Source organism: Streptomyces tubercidicus (assembly GCF_027497495.1).
Taxonomy (GTDB): Bacteria; Actinomycetota; Actinomycetes; order Streptomycetales; family Streptomycetaceae; genus Streptomyces; species Streptomyces tubercidicus.
On the sequence record NZ_CP114205.1, the window covers coordinates 2,038,450 to 2,062,603 of the forward strand.

A 24,154-nucleotide genomic window follows, 5' to 3' on the forward strand; every position below is an offset into this window, starting at 1 on the left:
CGCTATGGAGCGCACGCGGCGCCGTCAAAAAAGCCAGCCGTTAAAAATGGGTGTGCTGCGTTAAATAGGCGCGCCGAATTCAGCTCGAACCGAATAAAGCACCGTCGCGCGTCGCCGCACCCCATTCCCTCGCGTCTTTGTATACGGGGCGATTGTTAAGGGCGGACGCGTGCCGTGTTGACGGGCCGTTTCGGATCCCTCACCTCGGTCCCGGCGGGGCGCCGCAGCCGGTAGACCGGAAGCGAGCGTTCGACATGAGCCGCCATCAGGGTGCGCGCCCGTTCCGCGTCCCCCCGGGCCACCGCGTCCAGCACCGCGCCGTGTTCGTCCCAGGACTCGCCGGCCCGGGGCGGCGGTTCCACCACGTACATCCACTCGATCTTGCGCCGCAGCTGGGTCAGCAGCGCCGTCAGGCTGGGGCTGCCGGCCGCCTGTGCAAGCGTTTCATGGAACCAGCCGTCCAGTTGGCGCAGATCTGCGGGATTGCCGTGACGGGCCCGCTCGCGGCCGAGGCGCACCAGGCCGCGGAGCACCTTGAGGTGGGCCGGGCTGCGGCGGGCGGCCGCTCGGGCGGCGCCCAGCGGCTCCAACAGGGCGCGGATGTCGAGGAGATCGGCGGCCTCCTGCTCGCTGGGCTCGGCGACACAGGCGCCCGCGTGATGGCGGGTGGTGACGAAGCCCTCGGACTGCAGGGTGCGCAGCGCTTCGCGGACCGGCACCCTGGAGACGCCGTAACGGGCCGCCAGAATCTCCTCGACGAGCCGGCTCCCCGGCGCCAGCGCACCGGACACAATGTCGTCGCGAATCGCCGTGCACACCGCATGCGCGGAAATATGGCCTCGCATCTTCCGTGCCTCCGCCGTCATCCCCAGGAAACGCCGCCGGTCGGCGACTTTTCCGTGACTCTATTCGACCGGCACGGCTTTTCCGACGGCCTCTCGTTATTCATGGATAACTTTTGGCCGGAAGTCGCGGGCCACCGGCGTATCCGGTGCGTACCCCGCGTTCCGAATACGCCGGAGCCCCGGTCGTCGGCGACCGGGGCTCCAGGAGGACGCTCGGCAGGAGGCGTGGGCCCGTAGGGGGCACGCTTCCGATGCGGCGGCGACGGATCAGACGTTGACGCCGTGCCCGCGCAGGTAGGCGATCGGGTCGATGTCCGAGCCGTAGTCGGCGCCGGTACGGGCCTCGAAGTGCAGGTGCGGGCCGGTGACGTTGCCGGTGGCGCCGGAGAGGCCGATCTGCTGGCCCGGAGTGACCTTCTGACCGACCGAGACGCCGAGCGACGACAGGTGGCCGTACTGGGTGTACGTGCCGTCGTTCATCTTGATCACGATGTTGTTGCCGTACGAGCCGCCCCAGCCGGCCTCGACGACGGTGCCCGAGCCGACCGCGTGGACGCTGGTACCGGAGGCGGCGTGGAAGTCGATGCCGGTGTGGCTGCCGGAGGACCACAGGCCGCTGGACGCCTTGTAGGAGGTGGAGACGTAGGAGTCGGAAATGGGGGCGACGAAGGCGTTGAGGCGCTTGCGCTCCGCGTCGCGGGCGGCGCGCACCTTGGCCTCATGGGCGGCCTTGGCCTTCTTCTTCGCCGCCTCGGCGTGCCGCTTGGCCTCGTCGGCCTGCTTCTTGGCGACGGCCTCGGCCTTCGCCCGCGCCGCGGCGACCTCGGCCTCGGCCTGCTGCGCGTCGGCCTGGGCCTCGACACGGCTGGCGAGCTCGTCCCCCAGCACGACGGCCTGCTGCAGCCCGGTGTCGTGCGGCTGCGGCTCGTCCGTCGCGGCCAGCGCCGGCGAGGCCACGGAGGCGACCACACCACCGGCCGCGAGGGTGGCTATACCGGCGATGTTGCGGGTCGTCCTCACGGGACGGCTCGTGCGACGGTGCTTCCCGGTGGCACGGATGAACGCCATGTGCTGGCTTGTCCTTTCCCTCCTTCTCGCCTACCGGGTTAGCTGACGGGTTCGGAGCAGGAAGGTCTCCTACGGGCTCCTCGGAGAGGAGTCCGATTCACCCCAAGGGACATATGGGTCCCCGGCTCCCCTGGCTCGCGCCGTACGGGGACTCGGCGATGGCTGCCCGGTGCCACTGTTGTGGCGAACCTGTGACGAACAGCCGGACTGACGCTAAACGGGTCAACTTTCAATCGGCAAACAGAACCGGTTTTTTGTGCGGGATGCCACAAGAACCAGAGCACCAGCCGCGATAAACCGGACATACAGCGGCTCCCGTGGCCGATAAGCACCACGGGAGCCACATGTCGATTTATGACCTTCCGTCACACGGGAGGGCCAGGGCGCGTCACCCTAGCTGCTGACGACGGTGACCTCACCGATGCCCAGCGCCTTGACCGGCTCGGCGATCTGCGCCGCATCGCCCACCAGGACCGTCACCAGCCGGTCCACGGGGAAGGCGTTGACGGCCGCCGCGGTCGCCTCGACCGTACCGGTCTCCGCGAGGCGGGCGTACAACTGCGCCTGGAAGTCATCCGGGAGCTGCTGCTCCACCTGGTCGGCGAGGGTGCCCGCGACGGCCGCCGCGGTCTCGTACTTCAGCGGCGCGACCCCGACGAGGTTCTGCACGGCGACATCCCGCTCCTCGTCCGTCAGCCCCTCTGCCGCGAGGGTGCGCAGCACCTTCCACAGATCGTCGAGCGCCGGGACGGTGGAACCGGTGTCCACCGAGCCGCTGATCGCGAGCAGCGCGGCACCCGTGGCCCCCTCGGGGGAGGCGGGGGAGGTGGAGCGGAGCACCTGGCCGAAGGCCCGCACCCCGTAGGTGTAGCCCTTCTCCTCCCGCAGCACGCGGTCCAGACGGGAGGTGAGGGTGCCGCCCAGGCAGTACGTGCCGAGCACCTGCGCGGGCCACACCCGGTCGTGCCGGTCGGCACCGATACGGCCGATGAGCAGCTGCGTCTGGACGGCGCCGGGGCGGTCCACGATCACCACCCGGCCGGTGTCGTCGGCGACGATCGGCGCGGCCTTCACCGGCTCGGCCGTGGAGCCGCTCCAGGCGCCGAGAGTGTCGGCGAGCGCCGCGGCGAGGTCGACGCCGGTGAAGTCACCGACGATGACGGCGGTGGCCGTGGCGGGCCGTACATGGGCGTCGTAGTAGGCGCGGACGGCCGCGGCGTCGATACGGGCGACGGTCTCCTCGGTGCCCTGCCGGGGCCGCGACATGCGAGCGGTGGCCGGGAACAGCTCCTTGGACAGTGCCATCGCGGCGCGGCGGGCCGGGTTGGCGAGTTCATGCGGAATCTCGTCGAGACGGTTACGGACCAGCCGCTCGACCTCGCTCTCCGGGAAGGCGGGCGCCCGCAGCGCGTCGGCGAGCAGGCCGAGCGCACGGGTCAGCCGGGACGCCGGGACCTCAAGGGAGACCCGTACGCCGGGGTGGTCGGCGTGCGCGTCCAGGGTGGCGCCGCAGCGTTCCAGCTCGGCGGCGAACTCCTCCGCGTCATGCGTGTCGGTGCCCTCGGACAGCGCACGCGCCATGATCGTGGCGACACCGTCCAGCCCCTCGGGTTCGGCGTCCAGCGGCGCGACGAGGTTGATCTCGACGGCGACGACCTGCTGGCCGGGACGATGGCTGGTCAGGAGGGTGAGCCCGTTGGGCAGTTGGCTGCGCTCGGGGGCAGGGAAGGCCCACGGCTTGGGCGCGCCCCCCTGGGGCTGCGGGTGGAAGTCCATGGCGCTCACGGGGGAATCGGTGTGGGTGGTGGCGTCGCTCACTGGTCCGCCTCCCCTTCCTCGGTGTCGGCGGCGTCGGTCGGCTCGGTGGGCTCGTAGACGAGCACCGCGCGGTTGTCGGGGCGCAGCCGGGCCTTGGCGACGGCCTGCACCTCCTCGGGGGTGATGTCCAGGACGCGCTGCACGGCGGTCAGCGCGAGCTGCGGGTCACCGAACAGGACGGCGAAGCGGCACAGTTCGTCGGCGCGGCCGCTGACCGTGGCCAGCCGGTCGAGCCACTCGCGCTCCAGCTGGGCCTGTGCCCGCTCCATCTCCTCAGGGGTCGGCCCCTCGGCGGCGAAGCGGGCCAGCTCCTCGTCGACCGCGCGCTCGATGTCGGGCACCTCGACCCCGCCGGACGTCTTCACGTCCAGCCAGCCCAGGGAGGGGGCGCCGGCCAGCCGCAGCAGGCCGAAGCCGGCGGCGACGGCGCTGCGGTCGCGGCGCACCAGCCGGTTGTACAGACGGGAGGACTCGCCGCCGCCCAGGACGGTCAGCGCCAGGTCCCCGGCGTCCGCCTCACGGGTGCCGTCGTGCGGCAGGCGGTAGGCCGCCATCAGGGCGCGGGAGGGGACGTCCTCCTCGACGACCTCACGCAGCTCGCCGCCGAGGACGTCGGGCAGGGTGCCGTCCCGGGGCGGCTGCTTGCCGTCGTGCGAGGGGATCGAACCGAAGTACTTCTCGATCCAGGCCAGCGTCCGCTCGGGGTCGATGTCGCCGACGACCGACAGGACGGCGTTGTTGGGCGCGTAGTACGTACGGAAGAACGCCCGCGCGTCCTCCAGGGACGCCGCGTCCAGATCGGCCATCGACCCGATGGGGGTGTGGTGGTACGGGTGGCCCTCGGGGTACGCCATGGCCGTCAGCTTCTCGAAGGCCGTGCCGTAGGGGACGTTGTCGTAGCGCTGGCGGCGCTCGTTCTTGACGACGTCGCGCTGGTTCTCCAGGGACTCTTCGTCGAGCGCGGTCAGCAGCGAGCCCATCCGGTCCGCCTCCAGCCAGAGCGCGAGCTCCAGCTCATGGGCGGGCATGGTCTCGAAGTAGTTGGTGCGCTCGAAGCTCGTGGTGCCGTTGAGCGATCCGCCGGCGCCCTGCACCAGCTCGAAGTGGCCGTTGCCCTTCACCTGCGCGGAACCCTGGAACATCAGATGCTCGAAGAGGTGAGCCAGGCCCGTACGGCCCTTGACCTCGTGACGGGAGCCGACGTCGTACCAGAGACACACCGCTGCGACCGGGGTCAGGTGGTCTTCGGAGAGCACCACGCGCAGGCCATTGGCCAGCCGGTGCTCGGTCGCTGTCAGGCCGCCGGAGCCGGCTTGTTCTGTGGCCGTGTGACCCATGGGCATGTACGTCCCTTCGATCCGCTTGCGAGGAAGTTCTGTCACTGTATGCAAGCGCGTCGGCATCTGGCGAAGTTCCCGCCCGACCGGCCCCGAACGTACGCCGCGCTCGGCTCCCGCGGGGCCGAAGGGGGAGTCGCGGTCGGCGTTGTCAGTGGCTCGGTCCACAATGGTCCGCGTCAGACTCAGACATACTCGCGGGTTCATCCCCCAGCTGGTTGACCCGCCTGGTTGACCCGACGCTTTCCCGATATCGGCAGTAGACGCAGCAGAAGGAGCCGCAGCCGCGATGGCCCGCCGCAGCACGAAGACCCCGCCGCCGGACGACTTCGAGGAGAGGATCCTCGACATCGACGTCGTCGACGAGATGCAGGGTTCCTTCCTTGAGTACGCGTATTCGGTCATCTACTCGCGCGCCCTGCCGGACGCCCGCGACGGTCTCAAGCCCGTACACCGCCGCATTCTGTACCAGATGAACGAAATGGGGCTGCGCCCCGACCGCGGCTATGTGAAGTGCGCCCGCGTCGTCGGCGAGGTGATGGGTAAGCTCCACCCCCACGGCGACGCGTCGATCTACGACGCACTGGTGCGCATGGCGCAGCCGTTCTCCATGCGGCTGCCCCTGGTGGACGGTCACGGCAACTTCGGTTCCCTGGGCAATGACGACCCGCCCGCCGCGATGCGGTACACCGAGTGCCGGATGGCGTCCGCCACGTCCCTGATGACGGAGTCCATCGAAGAGGACACCGTCGACTTCTCGCCGAACTACGACGGCCAGGAGCAGGAACCGGCCGCCCTCCCCGCCGCGTACCCGAACCTCCTCGTCAACGGCGCCTCCGGCATCGCCGTCGGTATGGCGACGAACATGCCGCCGCACAACCTGGGCGAGGTCATCGCCGCGGCCCGCCATCTGATCAAGCACCCCAACGCCGATCTCGACACCCTGATGCGCTTCGTGCCGGGACCTGATCTGCCGACCGGCGGCCGGATCGTGGGCCTCGGCGGCGTACGGGACGCGTACGAGAAGGGCCGTGGCACGTTCAAGATCCGTGCGACGGTCGCCGTGGAGAACGTCACCGCCCGCCGCAAGGGCCTGGTCGTCACCGAACTCCCCTTCACGGTCGGCCCCGAAAAGGTCATCTCCAAGATCAAGGACCTGGTCGGCTCGAAGAAGCTCCAGGGCATCGCGGACGTCAAGGACCTCACCGACCGCGAGCACGGTCTGCGGCTGGTGATCGAGGTCAAGAACGGCTTCAACCCCGAAGCCGTATTGGAGCAGCTCTACAAGCTCACGCCGATGGAGGAGTCCTTCGGCATCAACAACGTCGCGCTGGTGGACGGCCAGCCGCTCACACTGGGCCTCAAGGAGCTGCTGGAGGTCTACGTCGATCACCGCTTCAACGTGGTGCGCCGGCGCAGCGAGTTCCGGCGGACCAAGCGGCGCGACCGTCTCCACCTGGTCGAGGGCCTGCTGACGGCCCTGGTGGACATCGACGAGGTCATCCGCCTCATCCGCTCCAGCGAGAACAGCGCACAGGCCAAGGAGCGGCTGATCGAGCGCTTCTCGCTGAGCGACATCCAGACGCAGTACATCCTGGACACCCCGCTCCGCCGGCTGACCAAGTTCGACCGTATCGAGCTGGAATCCGAACGTGACCGTCTCCAGGACGAGATCGAGAAGCTGACGCAGATCCTGGAGTCGGACGCCGAACTGCGCAAGCTTGTCTCCGGCGAGCTCGCCGCGGTCGCGAAGAAGTACGGCACGGACCGGCGGACAGTACTGCTGGAGTCGGCGGGCACCACGGTCGGCGCGGTGCCGCTGGAGGTCTCCGACGACCCGTGCCGGGTGCTGCTCTCCTCAACGGGGCTGCTGGCGCGCACGGTCACCGGGGACGTGTCCTTCGACGTCGACGCCAAGCGCGTCAAGCACGATGTGATCGTCTCGGCGGTGCCGGCGACCACCCGGGGCGAGGTGGGGGCGGTGACGTCCCTGGGCCGGCTGCTACGGATCTCGGTGATCGACCTGCCCCAGCTCCCGGAGACCGCGGCGGCACCCAGTCTCTCCGGTGGCGCACAGCTTTCGGAGTTCCTCACCCTGGAGGACGGCGAGGAGCTGATCTGTCTGACCACACTGGACGAGTCCTCGCCGGGCCTGGCACTCGGCACGGAACAGGGCGTCGTCAAACGCGTGGTGCCCGACTACCCCGCCCACAAGGAGGAGTTGGAAGTCATCACCCTCAAGGACGGCGACCGCATCGTGGGCGCGGCCGAGCTGCGCACCGGTGAGGAGGACCTGGTCTTCATCACCGACGAGGCGCAGCTGCTGCGCTATCCGGCGTCGCAGGTGCGGCCACAGGGCCGGCCCGCGGGCGGTATGACGGGCATCAAGCTGGGCGAGGGCGCGAAGGTGATCTCGTTCGCCGCGGTCGATCCGGCCACCGACGCCATGGTGTTCACGGTCGCCGGCTCGCACGGCACACTGGACGATTCGGTGGCGACGGCCAAGCTCACGCCGTTCGACCAGTACCCGCGCAAGGGCCGGGCGACCGGCGGTGTGCGCTGCCAGCGGTTCCTCAAGGGCGAGGACTGTCTGACCCGGGCGTGGGCCGTGCCCGCTCCGGTACGGGCCGCTGATGCCAAGGGCACTCCCGTCGAACTGCCGGAAGTGGATCCGCGCCGGGACGGCTCGGGAGTGCCGCTGACGAAGCCTGTGGCGGCGATGGCGGGGCCGGTGTAACAGCAGCCAGGGCAGGAGAGACGGTTGACGCCGTCGGGCCGGTGGAGTGCCGGCCCGACGGCGTCACTCGTCTTCCGCCTCCTCGTGTGCTGCCACGTACCGCAGCACACCCCACATGCTGTTCGGATCGGCTTCGGACGGTGCGCTCTCCCGGCAGTTCTCCAGCTCCTTGCGCAGAGCCGGGGCGTCGATGCCACTGCCGATCATGACGAGCTGGGTGCACCGCTCCTCGCCCTTCGGCCACGGCGCGGGGTAGAAGCGCAGGAAGTCACCGACGGCGTGCACCGTGAACTTCTGGCGGTTCTCCGGTACGTCGAAGTGGACGAAGCCCTTGATGCGGTAGAGGCCGGCCGGGCGGCTGTCGAGGAAGTCCATGAGGCGGCGCGGATGCATCGGCTCGGCAGAGGTGAACTCGACGCTCTCGTAGGCGGCGTGGAGGTGCCCTGCGGGGTGGGTGTGGCCGGGGTGGCCGCAACCGCCGGGGGCGTCGCCATCGCCGGGGTGGTCGCATCGGTCCTCGGCGTCGTGGGCGTGGTCGGCGTCGTGGGCGCGGTCGGCGGGAGCCCCGGACGCCGCGGCCTCGCGCAGCAGGTCTTCGAAGGACAGCTGGCGAACGGCCGCGTCGTGGTCCTCGCCCGGTCCGCGGTCGAAGAACAGCTCGGGATCGACCCTCCCGTATGCGGTACAGATCACCGGACGGCCCGGAGCGAGGCCGGCGAGCGTGTCCATGAGTGACTGCCGCGCCGCGTCGGCGATGCGATCGGCCTTGTTGAGCACCACGATGTCGGCGATGCCCACATGCCGGTCCAGTTCGGGATGCCGGGCCCGGGTGTCGTCGAACTCCGCGGCGTCGACGACCTCGATCAGCCCGCCGTAGACGATCCGGTCGTTGTCGCTGGCGAGGATCATCCGGATGAGTTCCTGCGGCTCGGCCAGCCCGCTGGCCTCGATGACGATCACGTCGATACGGGCGGCGGGGCGGGCCAGCCGCTCCAGGTAGGTGTCCAGCTCGCTGGTGTCGACCGCACAGCACAGACAGCCGTTGCCGAGCGAGACCATCGAGTCGACCTGCCCGGCGACCGTCATGGCATCGATCTCGATGCTGCCGAAGTCATTGACGATCGCGCCGATCCGGGTGCCGTCGCCGGTGCCGAGCAGGTGGTTGAGGAGGGTGGTCTTGCCCGACCCGAGAAAGCCCGCGAGCACGACGACCGGGATCTGTTGCGTGGCCAAGGGGGACGCCTCCATGGTGCGGGTGGCGGGCCGCACGGACCGGCGGCGGACGAGCTGTCGATCGTAACGGACCGCCGACGCCGCGGGCTCGGCCCCGCCCGGCCGCCTTCCCGCTAGCGGGGTGCGACGACGGGCAGCGGCTGCGGCGGGGGCGGTCCGACATACCGGGCAGCAGGGCGGATGATCTTCGAATCCTGGGCCTGCTCCAGGATGTTGGCGCTCCAGCCAACCACCCGGGCCGCACAGAAGGTGGGCGTGAACATCTCGCGCGGAAGTCCGCACAGCTCCATGACGACGCCCGCGTACAGCTCCACATTGATGTGCAGCTCACGGCCGGGCTTCAGCTCGGCAAGCAGCTCTTCGACCCTCGCCTCCACCTGGACGGCGAATTCCACCAACGGGCCACCGAACTGCTCGGCAATACCACGCAGCATCCTGGAGCGCGGGTCCTCGGTGCGATAGACGGAGTGACCGAATCCCATGATCCGGTCACCGCGCAGCACGCGGTCGCGGATCCATGAGTCGATGCGGTCGGGGGTGCCGATGGCGTCGAGCATGTCCAGTGCGCGGCTGGGCGCACCACCGTGCAGCGGCCCGGAGAGCGCACCGACGGCGCCGACAAGGCAGGCCGCGAGGTCGGCACCGGTGGAGGCAATGACGCGTGCGGTGAAGGTCGAGGCGTTGAAACCGTGGTCGATGGTGGAGATCAGATACGCCTCGATGGCCCGGACCTGCGCCGGCTCCGGCTCGTCACCGGTGAGCATGTAGAGGTAGTTGGCCGCATGGCCGAGGTCCGCACGCGGCTCGACGGGCTGCAGCCCCTGGCCGAGCCGGTGCAGCGCGGTGATCAGGGTCGGTACGGCGGCGCAGGCGGCGAGCGCGTCGGCACGACGGCGGGCGGCGTCGATGTCGTACAGCGGCCGGAAGCCCACCGTTGCGCCGAGCAGCGACAGCGCGGTGCGCAGCCCGGCGAGCGGACCGGAGACCGCACCGGCCTGGGCGAGGGCGGGCAGCGCATCACGCACGGCCGCAGGCAACGTGCGCAGGGCGGCGGTCTCGGCCCTGAACGCCGCCAGCTGCGCGGCGTCGGGCAGCTCCCCGTGGAACATCAGGTACCAGACGTCCTCGAAGGTGCGGGCGGTGGCCAGCTCGACGGCGGAGTACTGGCGGTAGTGGTAGAAGCCCTCGGCACCTCGGACGTCACCCAGTTGGGTCTCGGTGACGATGACGCCCGCCAGCCCCCGGGGAGCGTCGATCAGTGCATTCACCTCAGCGGTCGGCATGCTGCTCTCCTTGCTCTTCCTCACCCAAATATTGATTCGACTGTCTACGCTTGACTCAACAGTTGTCAATGTTGATTGAATCAATATGGTGGGTCTGGATACGGTGACCTCATGGCGGATCGAGAAACGGCGCAAGATGCGGGCGGGCAGCGACTGAGCACCCGGGAGGCGGCGGACCGGCTCGGTGTGAAGCCGGAGACGGTGTATGCCTACGTCAGCCGCGGCCAGCTGACCAGCCGCCGCGAGCCGGGCAGCCGCGGCAGCACCTTCGATGCACGGGAGGTCGACGCACTCGCCCGCCGTGCCCCGCGCCGCGACCCTTCACCCTCCGGTGGCGAGTCGGCAATCCGTACAGGCATCACACTCATCGACCGCGACCACTGCTACTTCCGCGGCGTCGACACATCGGAACTCGCCGCCCACTACAGCTACGAGGAGGTCGCCGAGTGGCTGTGGACCGGTGAGCTGCCTCCCGGCATCCGCTTCACCGCGCCGCAGGACGCCCTGTCCGCCGCCCACCAAGCCGTCCAGGCACTGCCGGCCCACAGCGGACCCATGGACCGGCTACGGGTCGCCGTGATCGCCGCTGCGGCCGCCGACCCGCTGCGCTTCGACCTGTCCGAGGACACCGTCGTCAAGACCGCACGCAGCCTCATCCCGACCCTTGTCGACGCCCTGCCGTCGCACGCCCCGAAGCAACGTGCTGCCGACTCGCTCTCATCACGCCTCTGGTCACGACTGACGATCGAACCGGCCGACGCCGCGGCACTCCGTGTCCTGGACGCCGCACTGGTCCTGCTCATCGACCACGACCTCGCCGCCTCCACATTCGCCGTCCGGGTCGCCGCCTCCGCCCGCGCCCATCCGTACGCGATCGTCTCGGCCGGCTTCGGGGCACTGGACGGCGTGCTGCACGGCGCCGCGAGCGGCCTCGCCCACCGGATGCTGCTGGAGGTACTGGACCGGGGCAGTGCAGCCACAGTGGTCGCCGACCACCTAAGGGCCGGCCGCCAGGTACCGGGCCTGGGCCACCCCCTCTACCCGGGCGAGGATCCACGAGCCCACACCCTCTTCCAGCTTCTGGAAGACATGCCGCAGGCCCGCCCCGCCTTGGAGGCCGCCCGCCAGGTGATCACCACAACGGCCCGGCACACGGAGCTGCACGCCAACGTAGACCTGGCCTTGGCCGTACTGACCGTCTCGACAGACATGCCTACCGAGGCGGGCGAGACCATCTTCGCCATCTCCCGCACGGCCGGCTGGATCGCCCACGCCCTTGAGGAATACGCCGAACGCCCTCTCCGCATGCGCCCCAACGGCCAGTACCACGGCCCCCGCCCGCCACAACCGTTGCCATGACAGGCGACCCGCGAGGGACAGACGGGGCAGAGCCGCCACTGAGCCCCTAACGTCGCCGCGACCGATGCGATCGGCATGACATCGACATCGCCGGAACTCACACAGAGCGACAACCGCTAACGCTGGGGGCCTTCCGCACGCCGTCGTCCCCTGGATGCCCACCCGAGATCCGACCTGGAGCGGATGAGGTTAGGCTCACCTATGTGAGTACCTGCGCCACCGCTTCCCGTGAATCGGCCGAATCGCTCGCCGGAACCGCGGCACCTGCCCGGACCTGGCTGCTCATCGAGCAAACAGGGCCGTGGGGAGCCCATGCACTGACGGAAAGTCACCTCGACCCTGACGTCGGCCGGGCACTCGAAGCCGCGGCAGAAGGGACGGGCGTACGCGTCGCCCTGATCCGGCGGCCGGGACGCCACGCCGACTGTCACGGCACGTCCAGGCAACGCGTGTTCCTCGCTCACACCGCCCCTGGACGCTCCTGGATCCGCACGACCACCGTCACCGACCCGCGGGCAGCCCTCGGCCTGGACTTCACGGCCCTGGGCACGGGAGACCATCACGGCCTCTGGGAGCCCTACATCGGCGAGCCGCTGGTCCTCGTATGCACCAACGGCAAGCGGGACCGCTGCTGCGCCTTGCTCGGCCGCCCGCTCGCTGCCGAACTCGCCGCCAGCGGAAGCGAAGTCTGGGAAGTCACCCACATCGGTGGCCATCGCTTCTCCCCCACCCTGTTCGTCCTCCCCTACGGCTACGCCTACGGACGAGCCTCGGCCCCCCTGGTCAAGGAGGCCGTGGAGGCGGCGCGCGACGGACGGATCTCTGGCGACCACTGCCGCGGGCGCTCGGCCTGGGACCGGCCGGGCCAGGCCGCTGACCTTGCTCTCCGCGGGCTGATCGGGGAGGACCGGGCGGACGCACTCGACGTCGTACGGACCGACACGGTGTGGCCTGAACCCAAGCCGGCCGACAGCCGGACGCCCAGCAGCCAGGCTGTTGCGGGGACCTCCCCTGCCTGGGTCGTTACCGTCGCGCACTCCGACGGGCGCACCTGGCGGGTCAGCGTCGAACAGCGGGCCGATGGTGCTGCGGCGCCCGCTAGCTGTGGTGCGCCGCTCGGTCCACCGGCGCGTATGGCGGTTGTCTCCGTCACTGCTGCGACCGGCGTGCTTCACGGGACGCCCCGGGCTGCCAGTAGCTGATCTCGCAGACTTCCCCCGGCAGTCCGCGAGCGCTCCAGCAGCCTCCGCTTCCATCACACGTTCCCGGTGCAGGCCCTCGCGCATGCGGGACCGATGCCCACCTGGAACGTGGCTGCCCCTGCCACGTGGCGCCCGGCCCGCCTCACCAGAGTCGTCCGGCAGCGCGGGGCCATCCCAGGACCAGGTCAGACGGCAGGCGAAACGCACGGACAAACTCCGGCGAGCCCGTGCAGCCCCTCCGCGGCGGCCGAACGGCACGCCAGCCACCCCCTTCCACCGCTGCCGCCACACCTCGCAGCTATCACCCGCTGACCTCATTGAGCCCTCCCTGCTGCGCACCCGCCGCGCGCCTCCCCCTCGCCTTGGCGGCCCTGGCCACTCCCCACGCGAGGTCCTACCGGCTTCACGATGCGAGGCTAAGCGCGCACGCTCCGCACCCAAAAGGCCTGTGGATAACTTCTCGCGCGCTCCCCCAGCCTGCACACGGGTGCCTAACCAGCGCCTGCGCCAGAGAGTCAGTCGCCGGGCCAATGAGCGGGCCGATGACGACGCCGACATCGGCGCCTCCTGCTCACGGGGATCGCATGCAGGCCTGAGGCTGAAAGCCCAGAGCACGACGAGCCGACCCATGGCAGCCATGACTCGCGGCCAGCTTCCTCGTGCCAGCCGCTGACGACGTGGCATGGGCGATCGTCATGGCGTGCAGAATCTTGGTGTTCGCCTGGGGCTAGGCAACAACAGCGAAAGCACTCATGCCTCCCCGAGCTCGGAGGCGGCCGGTGTTGCATCCGAGTCGCCGCCCGGACACCCTCCGAATTCCCCTCAGCAGGTATTACCCAGCGACCGCCACCGCGCTTACTGTTCGTTCGTATGGGCGAAAGGGAAGAGTCGGTTCCACGCCCGAGCGGTGCAGAGCCCTCGGGTTCCGCACCGTTTCCCGCCGCGGCGCCGGTCTCCCGCACCACGACCGGCAAGCCTTACACGGGCAGCCGCTCGCACACAGCCGAAAGCCGACCGGCCGTCGAGGCCACGGCGCCGCCCAACCAAGAGTCGGCCGCCCCGACGCCGCGCCGCCCCCGGCCACGCCTGGGCTGGCCGCAGCGAGTGTTCTCCCAGGTCCTGATGGTGCAGCTGACCATCGCCGCCGGCGTCACGGCGCTGGCAACCGGCTTGTTCCTCGCCCCGCTCAGTGCGCAGCTCGACGACCAGGCGATGCGCCGCGCTCTCGCCATCGCACAGACCACCGCGGCTGAGACGCGCCTCGACGACGCCCTGGAGTCGTCCCGTCCGACGCGTCATGGGCCCGTGCAGAACGAGGCGGAGCGGATCCGCGCCGCTACCGGTGCCGAGTACGTGGTGATCATGGACAAGCGGGGTGTGCGCTGGTCCCACACCGACCCTGACGAGATTGGGCGCCACGTTTCGACCGACCCGAGCGCCGCGCTCTCCGGCCAGGACGTCATGCAGATCGACAAGGGCACCCTGGGCCGTTCCGCGCGCGGCAAGGTCCCGCTCCGCAACGAGAACGGCAAGGTTGTGGGCGCCGTCTCCGTCGGCATCGCGTACGAGAGCGTGCAGGAACGGCTGCTCTCCACCGTGCCCCAGCTGCTCGCCTACGCTGGCGGGGCACTAGCCGTGGGCGCCCTCGCCGCCTATCTCGTTTCCCGCCGCCTCCAGCGCCGTACCCACGACCTGGCGTTCTCCGACATCTCCGCGCTGCTCGCCGAGCGGGAGGCGATGCTGCACGGCATCCGGGAGGGGTTCCTCGCACTCGACAAATACGGGCGCATCCGTCTCATGAATGACGAGGCGCAGCGCCTCCTGGACCTCCGCGCCGACGACACCGGCCATTCCCTGGAATCGGCCCTACCACCAGGCCGCACCACCGACGTTCTGGCCGGTCGAGTTTCGGGTTCGGACCTGCTGGCCGTCAGTGGACAGCGGGTCCTGGTAGCGAACCGCATGCCGACTGATGACGGCGGTGCCGTGGTCACTCTGCGCGACCGCACCGAACTGGAGCGACTGGGCCGCGAACTGGACGGCACCCGCGGCCTTATTGATGCCCTCCGCGCCCAGGACCACGAGCACGCCAACCGGCTGCACACTCTGCTCGGCCTGCTCGAACTCGGGCTACACGAGGAGGCCGTGGAGTTTGTGACACAGGCCGTGGGCGTACATCGCGCGACCGCCGAGCAGGTCACCGAGCGCGTCCACGACCCACTGCTCGCCGCCCTCCTGGTGGGCAAGGCCACCGTCGCCACCGAGCGCGGCGTCTCCTTGAGCGTCTCCCCCAACACACACCTGCCCGACCGTCTGGTTGACCCACCCAGCCTGGTCACCATCCTGGGGAACCTCATCGACAACGCCCTGGATGCCACATCGGGCGCGCGCCACGCGCAACTGGAGGCGGAGATCCGCGCTGAGGGCCGGACCGCCGTCGTACGTGTCAGCGACAACGGGCCGGGCGTGCCCGAGGAACGTCGCGCGGAAATCTTCACCGAGGGATGGACGACCAAGGAACCTCCCGCCCACGGGCAGCGCGGCATCGGCCTGGCACTCGTGCGCCGACTCGCCGAGCGCTACGGAGGAAGCGCCGAGGTCGGTGAGCGCCCCGGCGGAGGTGCGGTATTTACCGTGACAGTCCCCGACGCGCTGTCCGATGACCTTCCCGAGCACCGTGAAGCACCCGCGCAGAAAGCAATCACGGACACCCGCATCACCAAACAGGCGACAGCGCACACCCGCCGCCCCGAAGACGCCACGGAGGCCGGCCGATGATCGAGGTACTGGTCGTGGACGACGATGTGCACGTCGCGAAGATCAATGCGGCATACGTCGCCAAAGTCGAGGGTTTTCGTGTCAGTTGCCTCGCGCACACCGCCGCAGAGGCCCTCACCGCCCTTGAGACACACCCCGTCGATCTGATCCTCCTGGACCACTACCTACCCGACAAGACTGGGCTTCAGTTGGTCGGCGACCTTCGACGTCGCGGCCTGCTCACCGACGTGATCATGGTGACTGCAGCTCGCGACATCGCCACCGTGCAGGCGGCAATGCGCCACGGCGCGCTTCAGTACCTGGTCAAGCCGTTCACCTTCGCCGGCCTTCGCTCCAAGTTGGAGGGTTACGCGGCGCTGCATCGCACGTTTGCGGGCGGCGGCCAGGCGGAGCAGTCCGAGGTGGACCGGATCTTCGGGGCGTTGGGAGCCGCCAACGCCGGCTCCGCCGAGTTGCCGAAGGGGCACTCCACCGCCACCGCCGACCGCGTGCGCTCGGTGCTGCGCTCCGCGGATGCCCCGCTTTCCGCGCAGGACGTCGCCCTGCATGCTGGACTGAGTCGGCAGACCGCCCAGCGCTACCTCAAGCTCTTGGAACGCGCCGGGCGGGTGCGCCTCACGCTCAGGTACGGAGAGACCGGCCGCCCCGAGCACCGCTACGAGTGGGTGTAGGCCTGCAGGACGCTCACCCGGAGGGCGGGCGACGCACGGGGGGGGCGGTGGCATCCACAGTCGGCCTCGCCCCGTCTGCTCCTCCGTTCTCAGAGCCGGTCCGCCCCTGCTCCACCCGGGCTCGCCTAAGCCGCCCCCGCACCCGTGAGCGCCCGTACCTCAGTCTCCGCGTGCCGTGCCTCATCGGCGGCTTCCGGGGAAAGCACCGTTCCCAGCCAGCCCATCAGGAAGCCCAGTGGGATCGATACAACACCGGGGTTGTCGAGCGGGAAGACGGCGAAGTCCAGCCCGGGGAAGAGTGCTTCCGGGCTCCCGGAGACCACTGGTGAGAGGACGACCAGGGTGATCGCAGGCATCAGCCCGCCGTATACGGACCACACCGCGCCGCGGGTCGTGAAGCGTCGCCAGAAGAGGGTGAACAGCAGGACCGGCAGGTTGGCCGACGCGGCGACGGCGAACGCCAACCCGACCAAGAAGGCCACGTTCAAGTCCTGGGCAAGCAGGGCGAGGCCGATGGCAACCGCGCCGACGGCCACCGCTGCGATGCGCGCCACGGCCACCTCAGCTCGCTGGGCGTCCTGTGCCGTGTCACGCGGACGTCGTAGCGAGGCATACAGGTCGTGTGCAACGGAGGCGGACGACGCGAGCGTGATGCCGGCTACCACGGCCAGGATGGTGGCAAAAGCAACCGCGGCCACCACGGCGAAGAGCACCGTTCCGCCGGTCGAACCGGCGCCGCCTCCCAGGTCGAGGGCGAGCAGCGGGACAGCGGTGTTGCCTGCCGTATTGGACGCCCGGACGGCATCGCTGCCGAGTACTGCGGCGGCACCGAACCCGAGCACGATGGTCATCAGGTAGAAGCCACCGATCAGACCGATGGACCATACGACGGAGCGACGGGCGGAGCGCGCCGTGGGCACGGTGTAGAAGCGGGAGAGGATGTGCGGCAGCCCGGCCGTGCCCAGGACGAGCGCGATGCCGAGGCTGATGAAGTCGAGTCGCGAGGTCCAGTCGCCACCGTATTTGAGACCGGGCGCGAGGAAGTTGCGGCCGTGGCCGCTGCGTTCGGCGGCGGTGTTCAGCAGTTCGTTGATGTCGCCGTGGAAGCGGACCAGTACCAGGACGGTCAGGGCAACGGCGCCTCCCATGAGGAGTACGGCTTTGACGACCTGGATCCAGGTCGTGGCCCGCATGCCGCCGAAGGCGACGTAGACCACCATCAGGGCGCCGACCCCGATCACCATCCAGGTACGGGCCTGCTGGCCCGCGCCCCCCACGAGCAGGGCCACCAGGCTGCCCGCACCGACCATTTGCGCCACCAGGTAGAGCACGGACACAGTGACGGAGGCCGCGCCGGCCGCGAGACGGACGGGGCGTTCCCGCATACGGGCGGCGACGACATCGGCGAGGGTGAAGCTGCCGCAGTTGCGGACCAGTTCGGCGACGAGAAACAGGACGATGAGCCAGGCGACGAGGAATCCGACCGAGTACAGCAGGCCGTCGTATCCGAAGAGGGCGATCAGCCCGGAGATGCCGAGGAAAGAGGCGGCGGACATGTAGTCCCCCGCGATGGCGAATCCATTCTCCATGGGCGAGAAGAGTCTTCCGCCCGCGTAGAACTCCTCGGTGGAACCGCGCCTGCGGCGGCTCACCCAGGTGGTGATCGCCAGGGTGACGGCGATGAAGACGCTGAACAGAAGCAGCGCGAGGGTCTGGTGGTCACCGGTCACCGGGTGTTCCCTCCGGTCAGCTCCTGGGTTTCCCATCGAATGTCGAGCGCCGCACTGTCCCTGCGCAGCCGGGCATGGCGCGCGTACGCCCAGGTGAGCAGGAACGTGGTGGCGAACTGGCCGAGTCCGGCGAGCATGGCGACGTTCAGGGCACCTGCGACACGGTGGGCCATGAGGCCGGGCGCGGCGGTCGCCGCGATCACGTAGGCGAGGTACCAACCCAGAAAAACCGCCGTGCCGGGCAGAACGAACCGCCGGTAGCGGCGACGCACCTCCTGGAAAGCCGCGCTTCGCTGCACCGCCAGATAGACCTCGTCATACGGCGCGTACTGCGGTTCCGGTACCGGCGGCGGTGGCTGCGTGCCACCCCAGCCGCCAGTTGTCTCCGCCGCAGCGCCCAGTTCGCCCCACCCGGAGGCGAGAGCGTCGTACCAGGGGTCGTCGAGCCGTAGGGCCCCTGGTTCGCCGACCGACCGGCCGTCCTGCTTGTCCACCGAACTCTCCTTGATGCACGGGGCTGTTGTCCGTGCGGCCCAAGGGTGGACAGAAAGGGAGATCCTGGATGCTTCATTGCGAATCCTTCACCCCATCAGGTGATGGGTCAGCTGGGTGGCTGTGCGAGGCCGTGCCGGTACGCGTAGTGGATGACCTGGACCCCGGTCCCGTAGCTCCGCTTTGGTGACGAGATTGTTGATGTGGGTCTTCAGGGGCGCCCCCAAGCGAGTGCGTGGAGAGATGCAGCGTGCGCGCGGTTTCGGGGGTGGACTGTCCCGGCGGCGATCAGCCGCAGCACCTCCACCTCACGTGTGGTCAGCCCGCCTGGGGACTCGTCCGACGGCTGCGGCCGGGGGCACGGGCTCCGTGAAACGCACCAGGAGCCTGCGCTGGATCTTGGGCGGCAGCCCGGCCTCGCCCAGGAGCACACCGTCGATGGCACGGACGATCTGTCACCGTCGGCGTCCTATGTCAGGTAGCCGGGTGCACCGGCCAGGAGAGCGGGAGAGGGCGAGTTGTCATCTGCATAGGTCGTGAGCACCACGACCTGGGTACCGGGATGCTCGGGACGGATGCGGCGGGTGACCTCGACGCCGTCAGCGTCTGGTCATCGGCTACCACGACCCGTGTCACCATGCGCCCCGTCATGCAGGCACCCGCAGCCTCACCACGAAATCCTCCATCGGGGCCGAACTCAACGTTCCGCTGAGGAGTTCCGCGCGCTCCCGCATCCCGGACAGCCGTATTGGGAGCCGCTCTTTCAAGCTCGCCGGACTTGCCACGGCCACCGGACTCAAGCCCCACGCCGTCCGTCCCGTATTCCAGCCGCACGCTCACCCGGGCTCCCGGAGCGTGCTCGCGCACATTCGTCAGCGCCTCCTGGGCGGCCTGCCGACCGCGAGGCTCGCTTCGGCCAAACGCGCGGTGCGGGCCTCACCTGTCACCGGCAGCTGAACGCTCTCAGCGGCGATCAGGGGCGCAGAAAGCCCTCGACCGGATCCCGGGCGCCCACGCAGCGCGGAAAGCGCCTCACGGGCACCTCCCAGCCCTTCTCGGGCCAACCCTCGGCACACCGGCACCCGCTCCAGGAGTTGGCACGGTCGGCCTGGAGGTCGGCACTGCGCAGGATCAGGAGGCGCGCTGCCTCCAGGTGCACCAGTCGGGCGCTGAGGCTGCGGGCGAGCACGTCGAGGAACTCACGTGCATTCCGCCCGCGTTCGGTGGGCGCCGCCGATTCGGCCTCCGCCTTGCGGGCCGCCCGTTGCTGGGACAGCAGCCGCTGGGCGTTGCCGCGCGCCTCGGCGTCCAGCCGTATGGCGCATCCCGCCAGTGCCAGGCCCACGGCGGTGGCGGTCGTCGCTGCCCTGGTAGACGCCCCTGCCGTTCCGAGGCCCATGACGCGATACGCAGCACCAGACCACAGAGCCACACGACGGCCGCCGCCCAGCCGCCCTCGTCCCACACCGCACCGTCCACATCGGTTCAGGTGCCCGTCGTCCAGGCCCAGCCCACGCAGCGGGCCGGCCCGCTGCTGCGCCGTGAACTGTCGGCCGAACACCAGCGCAACAGCCTGCGGTGATCACAACGATGCTGAGCAACGGAGTTGACCAAGCCACTCATGACCTGCCCTCCGGGGAACGCGGAGCTTCGACCGCCCCGACGCCACGGACCAGTGCTACCGCCCAGACCGGAGTCAAGGCACCCCAGGTCGAAACGGCAACGGGCGCCCGCCCACCCAGGGTGGACAGGCGCCCGTCGGAACCTCCGGCCCCTCAGGTGTCGATGCGCGAACGGTCCAGAGTGGACGCGGAGTTGGTGATGAACTCCTTGCGGGGGGCGACTTCGTTGCCCATGAGGAGGTCGAAGGCCTTCTCCGCCGCTTCGAGGTCGCTGATGTTGATGCGACGCAGGGTGCGGTGGCGCGGGTCCATGGTCGTCTCGGCGAGCTGGTCGGCGTCCATCTCACCCAGACCCTTGTAGCGCTGGATGCTGTCCTTGTACCGGACCTTCTTGCGCTGGAGTTCGAGCAGGGTCTGGCGCAGTTCGTTGTCCGAGTACGTGTAGATGTACTTATCCTGGCCCTTCTTGGGGTTGATCAGTTCGACGCGGTGCAGCGGCGGGACGGCGGAGAACACGCGGCCCTGTTCGACCATCGGGCGCATGTAGCGCTGGAACAGGGTCAGCAGCAAACAGCGGATGTGGGCGCCGTCGACGTCCGCGTCGGCCAGGAAGATGACCTTGCCGTAGCGGGCGGTGTCGATGTCGAACGTACGGCCCGAGCCGGCCCCTATGACCTGGATGATGGCGCCGCACTCGGCGTTCTTGAGCATGTCCGAAACCGATGACTTCTGGACATTCAGAATCTTGCCCCGGATCGGCAGCAGGGCCTGGAATTCCGAGTTCCGCGCCAGCTTGGCGGTGCCCAGCGCCGAGTCCCCCTCGACGATGAACAGCTCACTGCGGTCGACGTCATCGCTGCGGCAGTCCGCGAGCTTGGCCGGCAGCGAGGAGGATTCCAGCGCCGTCTTCCGCCGCTGGGCCTCCTTGTGCTGACGGGCGGCGATGCGCGTCCGGGCCGCCGCGACGATCTTCTCCAGGACGGCGCGCGCCTGCTGCTTGTCGTCCCGCTTCGTGGAGGTCAGGAACGCCTTGAGTTCCCGGCTCACCACCTGGGCGACGATCCGCGAGGCGGCGGAGGTGCCGAGCACCTCCTTGGTCTGCCCCTCGAACTGCGGCTCCGCGAGCCGCACGGTCACTACGGCGGTGAGGCCCTCCGTGGCGTCGTCCCTGACGACGTCGTCCTCGGCGACCCTGAGCAGCTTGCTCGACCGCAACACCTCGTTGACGGTCTTGGTGACCGACCGCTCGAACCCGGAGACGTGGGTGCCGCCCTTGGGCGTCGCGATGATGTTGACGAAGGACTTGACCGTCGCGTCGTAGCCGGTGCCCCAGCGCAGCGCGACATCGACGCCCAGTTCCCGGGTGACCTCGGTCGGTGTCATGTGACCGCGGTCGTCGAGAACCGGCACGGTCTCCTTGAAGGTGCCCTGGCCGGCCAGCCGGAGCACGTCGCAGACGGCCTTGTCCTGCGCGAGGTACTCGCAGAATTCGCTGATGCCGCCGTCGTAGCGGAACGTCTCTTCCGTCTTTCCGGCGCCGTCGATACCGCGCTCGTCACGGACCACGAGGGTCAGGCCCGGCACGAGGAAGGCGGTCTGGCGGGCGCGGGCGTGCAGGTTCTCCAGGGAGAGCTTGGCGTCCTTGAGGAAGATCTGCCGGTCGGCCCAGTAGCGGACCCGGGTGCCGGTCTTCGTCTTGGCGATCCGCTTGCCCTTGAGCAGGCCGTTGCCCGGGTCGAAGGGGGCGTCCGGACCGGATTCGGTGAAGATACCGGGGACGCCGCGGCGGAAGCTGATCGAGTGCGTCTTGCTGCTGCGGTCCACCTCGACGTCCAGACGGGCGGACAGCGCGTTGACGACAGAGGCGCCGACGCCGTGCAGACCGCCGGAGGCCGCGTACGAGCCGCCGCCGAACTTTCCGCCGGCGTGCAGCTTGGTCATCACGACCTCGACGCCGCTGAGGCCGGTCTTGGGCTCGACATCGACGGGGATGCCTCGGCCGTTGTCGATGACCTCCACCGACCCGTCGTCGTGGAGGATCACCTCGATGTGATCGCAGTAGCCGCCCAGTGCTTCGTCGACGGAGTTGTCGATGATCTCCCAGAGGCAGTGCATCAACCCCCGGCTGTCCGTCGAGCCGATATACATGCCGGGGCGCTTGCGGACGGCTTCGAGCCCCTCAAGGACGAGCAGATGCCGCGCGGTGTAGTTGGAACCGTCCCGGTCTGCCCCGGTCAGCACTGCGGTGGACGGCACGGACATCTCGGCGGTCACGCGGTTCGCTCCTCGCTGAATTTCTGGCAGTCCGCATTCCGCGGACTCGGTTGTGGCGGTGTCGCCGATCAGAGCGTACCGAGGCCTGGTAGAGCCGATGTGACGCCACCCGTACGCATGCCCATGGTAGTAGAATTTCGCTCGTACGTTCGATCCCTCGTTGGGGTGACGTCCGAGTGACGTGCACATCACGTTCCCTTCGAGGCATGAACCATTTAGGCTCCGGGCACGTCCTCATCAACAACCGGCAAGCCAGCCGGGGGGACAGACCAACAACCAACGTGAATCAGACCACCACGCAATACGGCTCATTCGCCGCCACCCGGCAGCACCCGGCCCCCTTCGAAGAAATTTTTCGAGGAAAAGGCACGAGCGGGAACGTTTTCGGCCTGGTTGGATGTTGACCCTGGTACGACAGCTCGTCGAGCTAGAGAAGAGGCGACGTGACTACTGTTCTGACACCCGCGAGCCCGCTGACGGCCGCTGACCGCTGCGACCGCTGCGGCGCCCAGGCATACCTGCGCGTCGTCCTGATGTCCGGCGGAGAACTGCTCTTCTGCGCCCACCACGGTCGCAAGTTCGAGCCAGAACTCAAGAAGATCGCCGCGGAAATACAGGACGAGACGGAGCGGCTGACCGCTTCTCCGGCGTCCGCGTCCGATGAGGAACGCTGACACTTCGCATCCACGACGAGCGAGCAGCGGCCCAGGCCGTACCGCGGGCGGTCTCCCCGACACCACCGGGGAGACCGCCCGCACTCGTGCGCTCATACATGGCTGACAGCTCCCCGCGCCGCTCAGTCGGCCCCGTGTGCGGCCACGGCCGGGAGAAGCGCTGAGGCGCGCGTATAGACCCCTGGACTGCCTGCCTGGCCGCAGCCCGTCCCCCACGACACCAGGCCCACCAGCCGGCCGCCCACGACCAGCGGCCCGCCGCTGTCCCCCTGGCACGCGTCCCGGCCACCGGTCGGCTCCCCCGCGCACAGCATCGACCGCGCCCTGTATTTGCCGTCGGCACTGCCGGGATAGGCCCGCGCACAGACCGCGTCGGGCAGCACATTGACGTGTGCCGCCCGTAGGTGTGACGCATAGCTGCCGCCGCCCGTGGTGTCGCCCCAGCCGTAGACCGTGGCCGCGTTGCCCGGCCGGTAGGCGCTGTCGCTTCGTCCCGCTATCGGGATGGGCCGGTTCGGAAGCGGCTTGTCGAGCGTGAGGACGGCCATGTCGCCGTCGTTGGTCCAACTGTTGTAGCGCGGGTTGACCCAGATCTTCGCGGGCTTGAGCTCCTGCCCGCCGCCGGCGGCGAGGTTGTCGCGTCCGACGACGATCTTCAGGTCCCGTACCTGCCGCCAGGGGACGCCCAGCACCTCCTTGCTCAGGCAGTGCGCCGCCGTCACCACCGTCGAGTGCCCGACGAGCACGCCGCCGCAGAACTGTCCCGAGCGCTGGGCCCCGAAGCGCTCATGGGAGGCCAGCGCCACCGCCCAGGGGCTGTGTGACAGCGGTGCGGGCTTTCCGCCGATCACCGACTCGTCCGCGGCCGCCGGCGTCGGCAGGGCGAGGGCCAGCGCGAGGGCTCCGAGGGCGGCGTGGACGCTCGGACACATTCGGGCTCCTGTCTCTGGGGCATTACACGCATACCCAGAGTGACCCCATTGGCTGCCCGGCGCACCCGGACGGCCGCGAGCCCGGCCCTCCGCCAGGAG

17 protein-coding genes, 1 pseudogene and 1 riboswitch are annotated in these 24,154 nt (G+C 69.4%); of the genes and pseudogenes, 6 read left to right on the top strand and 12 right to left on the bottom strand.

Translation table 11 applies throughout. The features are described from left to right. Positions 1-155 precede the first annotated feature (155 nt). The 4 genes from STRTU_RS08645 to STRTU_RS08660 all read right to left on the bottom strand — a co-directional run bounded on the left by STRTU_RS08645 (position 156) and on the right by STRTU_RS08660 (position 5,068). Positions 156-845, bottom strand: a complete 690-nt coding sequence (locus STRTU_RS08645; protein WP_159743004.1) for a GntR family transcriptional regulator — start codon at positions 843-845, stop codon at positions 156-158. Between the two features lie 267 nt (positions 846-1,112). Beyond that, positions 1,113-1,913, bottom strand: a complete 801-nt coding sequence (locus STRTU_RS08650; protein ID WP_159743005.1) for a M23 family metallopeptidase — start codon at positions 1,911-1,913, stop codon at positions 1,113-1,115. A gap of 12 nt (positions 1,914-1,925) precedes the next feature. After that, positions 1,926-2,081, bottom strand: a riboswitch (cyclic di-AMP (ydaO/yuaA leader). Positions 2,082-2,306: 225 nt separating this feature from the next. Further along, positions 2,307-3,689 (bottom strand): M16 family metallopeptidase, encoded by a 1,383-nt coding sequence (locus STRTU_RS08655; RefSeq protein WP_159746788.1) that lies wholly within the window; start codon positions 3,687-3,689, stop codon positions 2,307-2,309. A 38-nt stretch (positions 3,690-3,727) separates the two neighbouring features. Continuing rightward, positions 3,728-5,068, bottom strand: a complete 1,341-nt coding sequence (locus STRTU_RS08660) for a M16 family metallopeptidase (RefSeq protein WP_159746789.1) — start codon at positions 5,066-5,068, stop codon at positions 3,728-3,730. A gap of 289 nt (positions 5,069-5,357) precedes the next feature. On the opposite strand from STRTU_RS08660, the gene STRTU_RS08665 reads away from it, so the two are divergent. Then, a complete protein-coding gene (locus STRTU_RS08665) occupies positions 5,358-7,805 on the top strand; it encodes a DNA gyrase/topoisomerase IV subunit A (RefSeq protein WP_159743006.1) in 2,448 nt (815 codons plus the stop codon). A 63-nt stretch (positions 7,806-7,868) separates the two neighbouring features. Here STRTU_RS08665 and STRTU_RS08670 read toward each other — a convergent pair whose 3' ends face one another. Beyond that, complete coding sequence (locus STRTU_RS08670; protein ID WP_159743007.1) at positions 7,869-9,038, bottom strand: CobW family GTP-binding protein; 1,170 nt, start codon at positions 9,036-9,038, stop codon at positions 7,869-7,871. A 113-nt stretch (positions 9,039-9,151) separates the two neighbouring features. Further along, a complete protein-coding gene (locus tag STRTU_RS08675) occupies positions 9,152-10,321 on the bottom strand; it encodes a citrate synthase/methylcitrate synthase (protein ID WP_159743008.1) in 1,170 nt (389 codons plus the stop codon). Positions 10,322-10,432: 111 nt separating this feature from the next. Between STRTU_RS08675 and STRTU_RS08680 the strand changes: the two genes are divergently transcribed. From STRTU_RS08680 to STRTU_RS08695, 4 genes are all read left to right on the top strand, one after another. Further along, positions 10,433-11,680, top strand: a complete 1,248-nt coding sequence (locus tag STRTU_RS08680; protein ID WP_159743009.1) for a citrate synthase — start codon at positions 10,433-10,435, stop codon at positions 11,678-11,680. A gap of 203 nt (positions 11,681-11,883) precedes the next feature. Continuing rightward, entirely contained in the window at positions 11,884-12,882 is a 999-nt protein-coding gene (locus STRTU_RS08685; RefSeq protein WP_159743010.1) for a sucrase ferredoxin, read from the top strand. A 1,122-nt stretch (positions 12,883-14,004) separates the two neighbouring features. Then, positions 14,005-15,660 carry a sensor histidine kinase gene (locus STRTU_RS08690; RefSeq protein ID WP_159746790.1) on the top strand — a complete coding sequence of 552 codons (1,656 nt, stop codon included), beginning with the start codon at positions 14,005-14,007 and terminating at the stop codon, positions 15,658-15,660. Next, positions 15,657-16,331 (top strand): response regulator, encoded by a 675-nt coding sequence (locus STRTU_RS08695; RefSeq protein WP_159743011.1) that lies wholly within the window; start codon positions 15,657-15,659, stop codon positions 16,329-16,331. The genes STRTU_RS08690 and STRTU_RS08695 overlap by 4 nt, the downstream gene beginning before the upstream one ends. Positions 16,332-16,456: 125 nt before the next feature. Here STRTU_RS08695 and STRTU_RS08700 read toward each other — a convergent pair whose 3' ends face one another. The 5 genes and pseudogenes from STRTU_RS08700 to STRTU_RS08720 all read right to left on the bottom strand — a co-directional run bounded on the left by STRTU_RS08700 (position 16,457) and on the right by STRTU_RS08720 (position 22,449). Further along, positions 16,457-18,061: a solute symporter family protein gene (locus tag STRTU_RS08700; RefSeq protein ID WP_159743012.1), complete on the bottom strand. Its 1,605-nt coding sequence runs from the start codon at positions 18,059-18,061 to the stop codon at positions 16,457-16,459. Then, positions 18,058-18,555 carry a DUF485 domain-containing protein gene (locus STRTU_RS08705; RefSeq protein ID WP_159743013.1) on the bottom strand — a complete coding sequence of 166 codons (498 nt, stop codon included), beginning with the start codon at positions 18,553-18,555 and terminating at the stop codon, positions 18,058-18,060. The genes STRTU_RS08700 and STRTU_RS08705 overlap by 4 nt, the downstream gene beginning before the upstream one ends. 107 nt (positions 18,556-18,662) lie before the next feature. Next, positions 18,663-19,163: pseudogene (locus STRTU_RS08710) on the bottom strand (LuxR C-terminal-related transcriptional regulator); the annotation flags it as partial. A 363-nt stretch (positions 19,164-19,526) separates the two neighbouring features. Continuing rightward, positions 19,527-19,898 carry a hypothetical protein gene (locus tag STRTU_RS35930; protein ID WP_174878831.1) on the bottom strand — a complete coding sequence of 124 codons (372 nt, stop codon included), beginning with the start codon at positions 19,896-19,898 and terminating at the stop codon, positions 19,527-19,529. Between the two features lie 430 nt (positions 19,899-20,328). After that, positions 20,329-22,449: a DNA gyrase/topoisomerase IV subunit B gene (locus STRTU_RS08720; RefSeq protein WP_159743014.1), complete on the bottom strand. Its 2,121-nt coding sequence runs from the start codon at positions 22,447-22,449 to the stop codon at positions 20,329-20,331. 443 nt (positions 22,450-22,892) lie between these two features. Here STRTU_RS08720 and STRTU_RS08725 point away from each other — a divergent pair, with 443 nt between their 5' ends. Continuing rightward, the gene (locus STRTU_RS08725) at positions 22,893-23,123 is read left to right on the top strand and encodes a DUF7455 domain-containing protein (RefSeq protein ID WP_003981845.1); all 231 of its coding nucleotides are present in this window, start codon (positions 22,893-22,895) and stop codon (positions 23,121-23,123) included. Positions 23,124-23,245: 122 nt separating this feature from the next. Here STRTU_RS08725 and STRTU_RS08730 read toward each other — a convergent pair whose 3' ends face one another. After that, positions 23,246-24,055, bottom strand: coding sequence for a serine protease (locus tag STRTU_RS08730; RefSeq protein WP_159743015.1), 810 nt, complete (start codon positions 24,053-24,055; stop codon positions 23,246-23,248). Positions 24,056-24,154 lie beyond the last annotated feature (99 nt).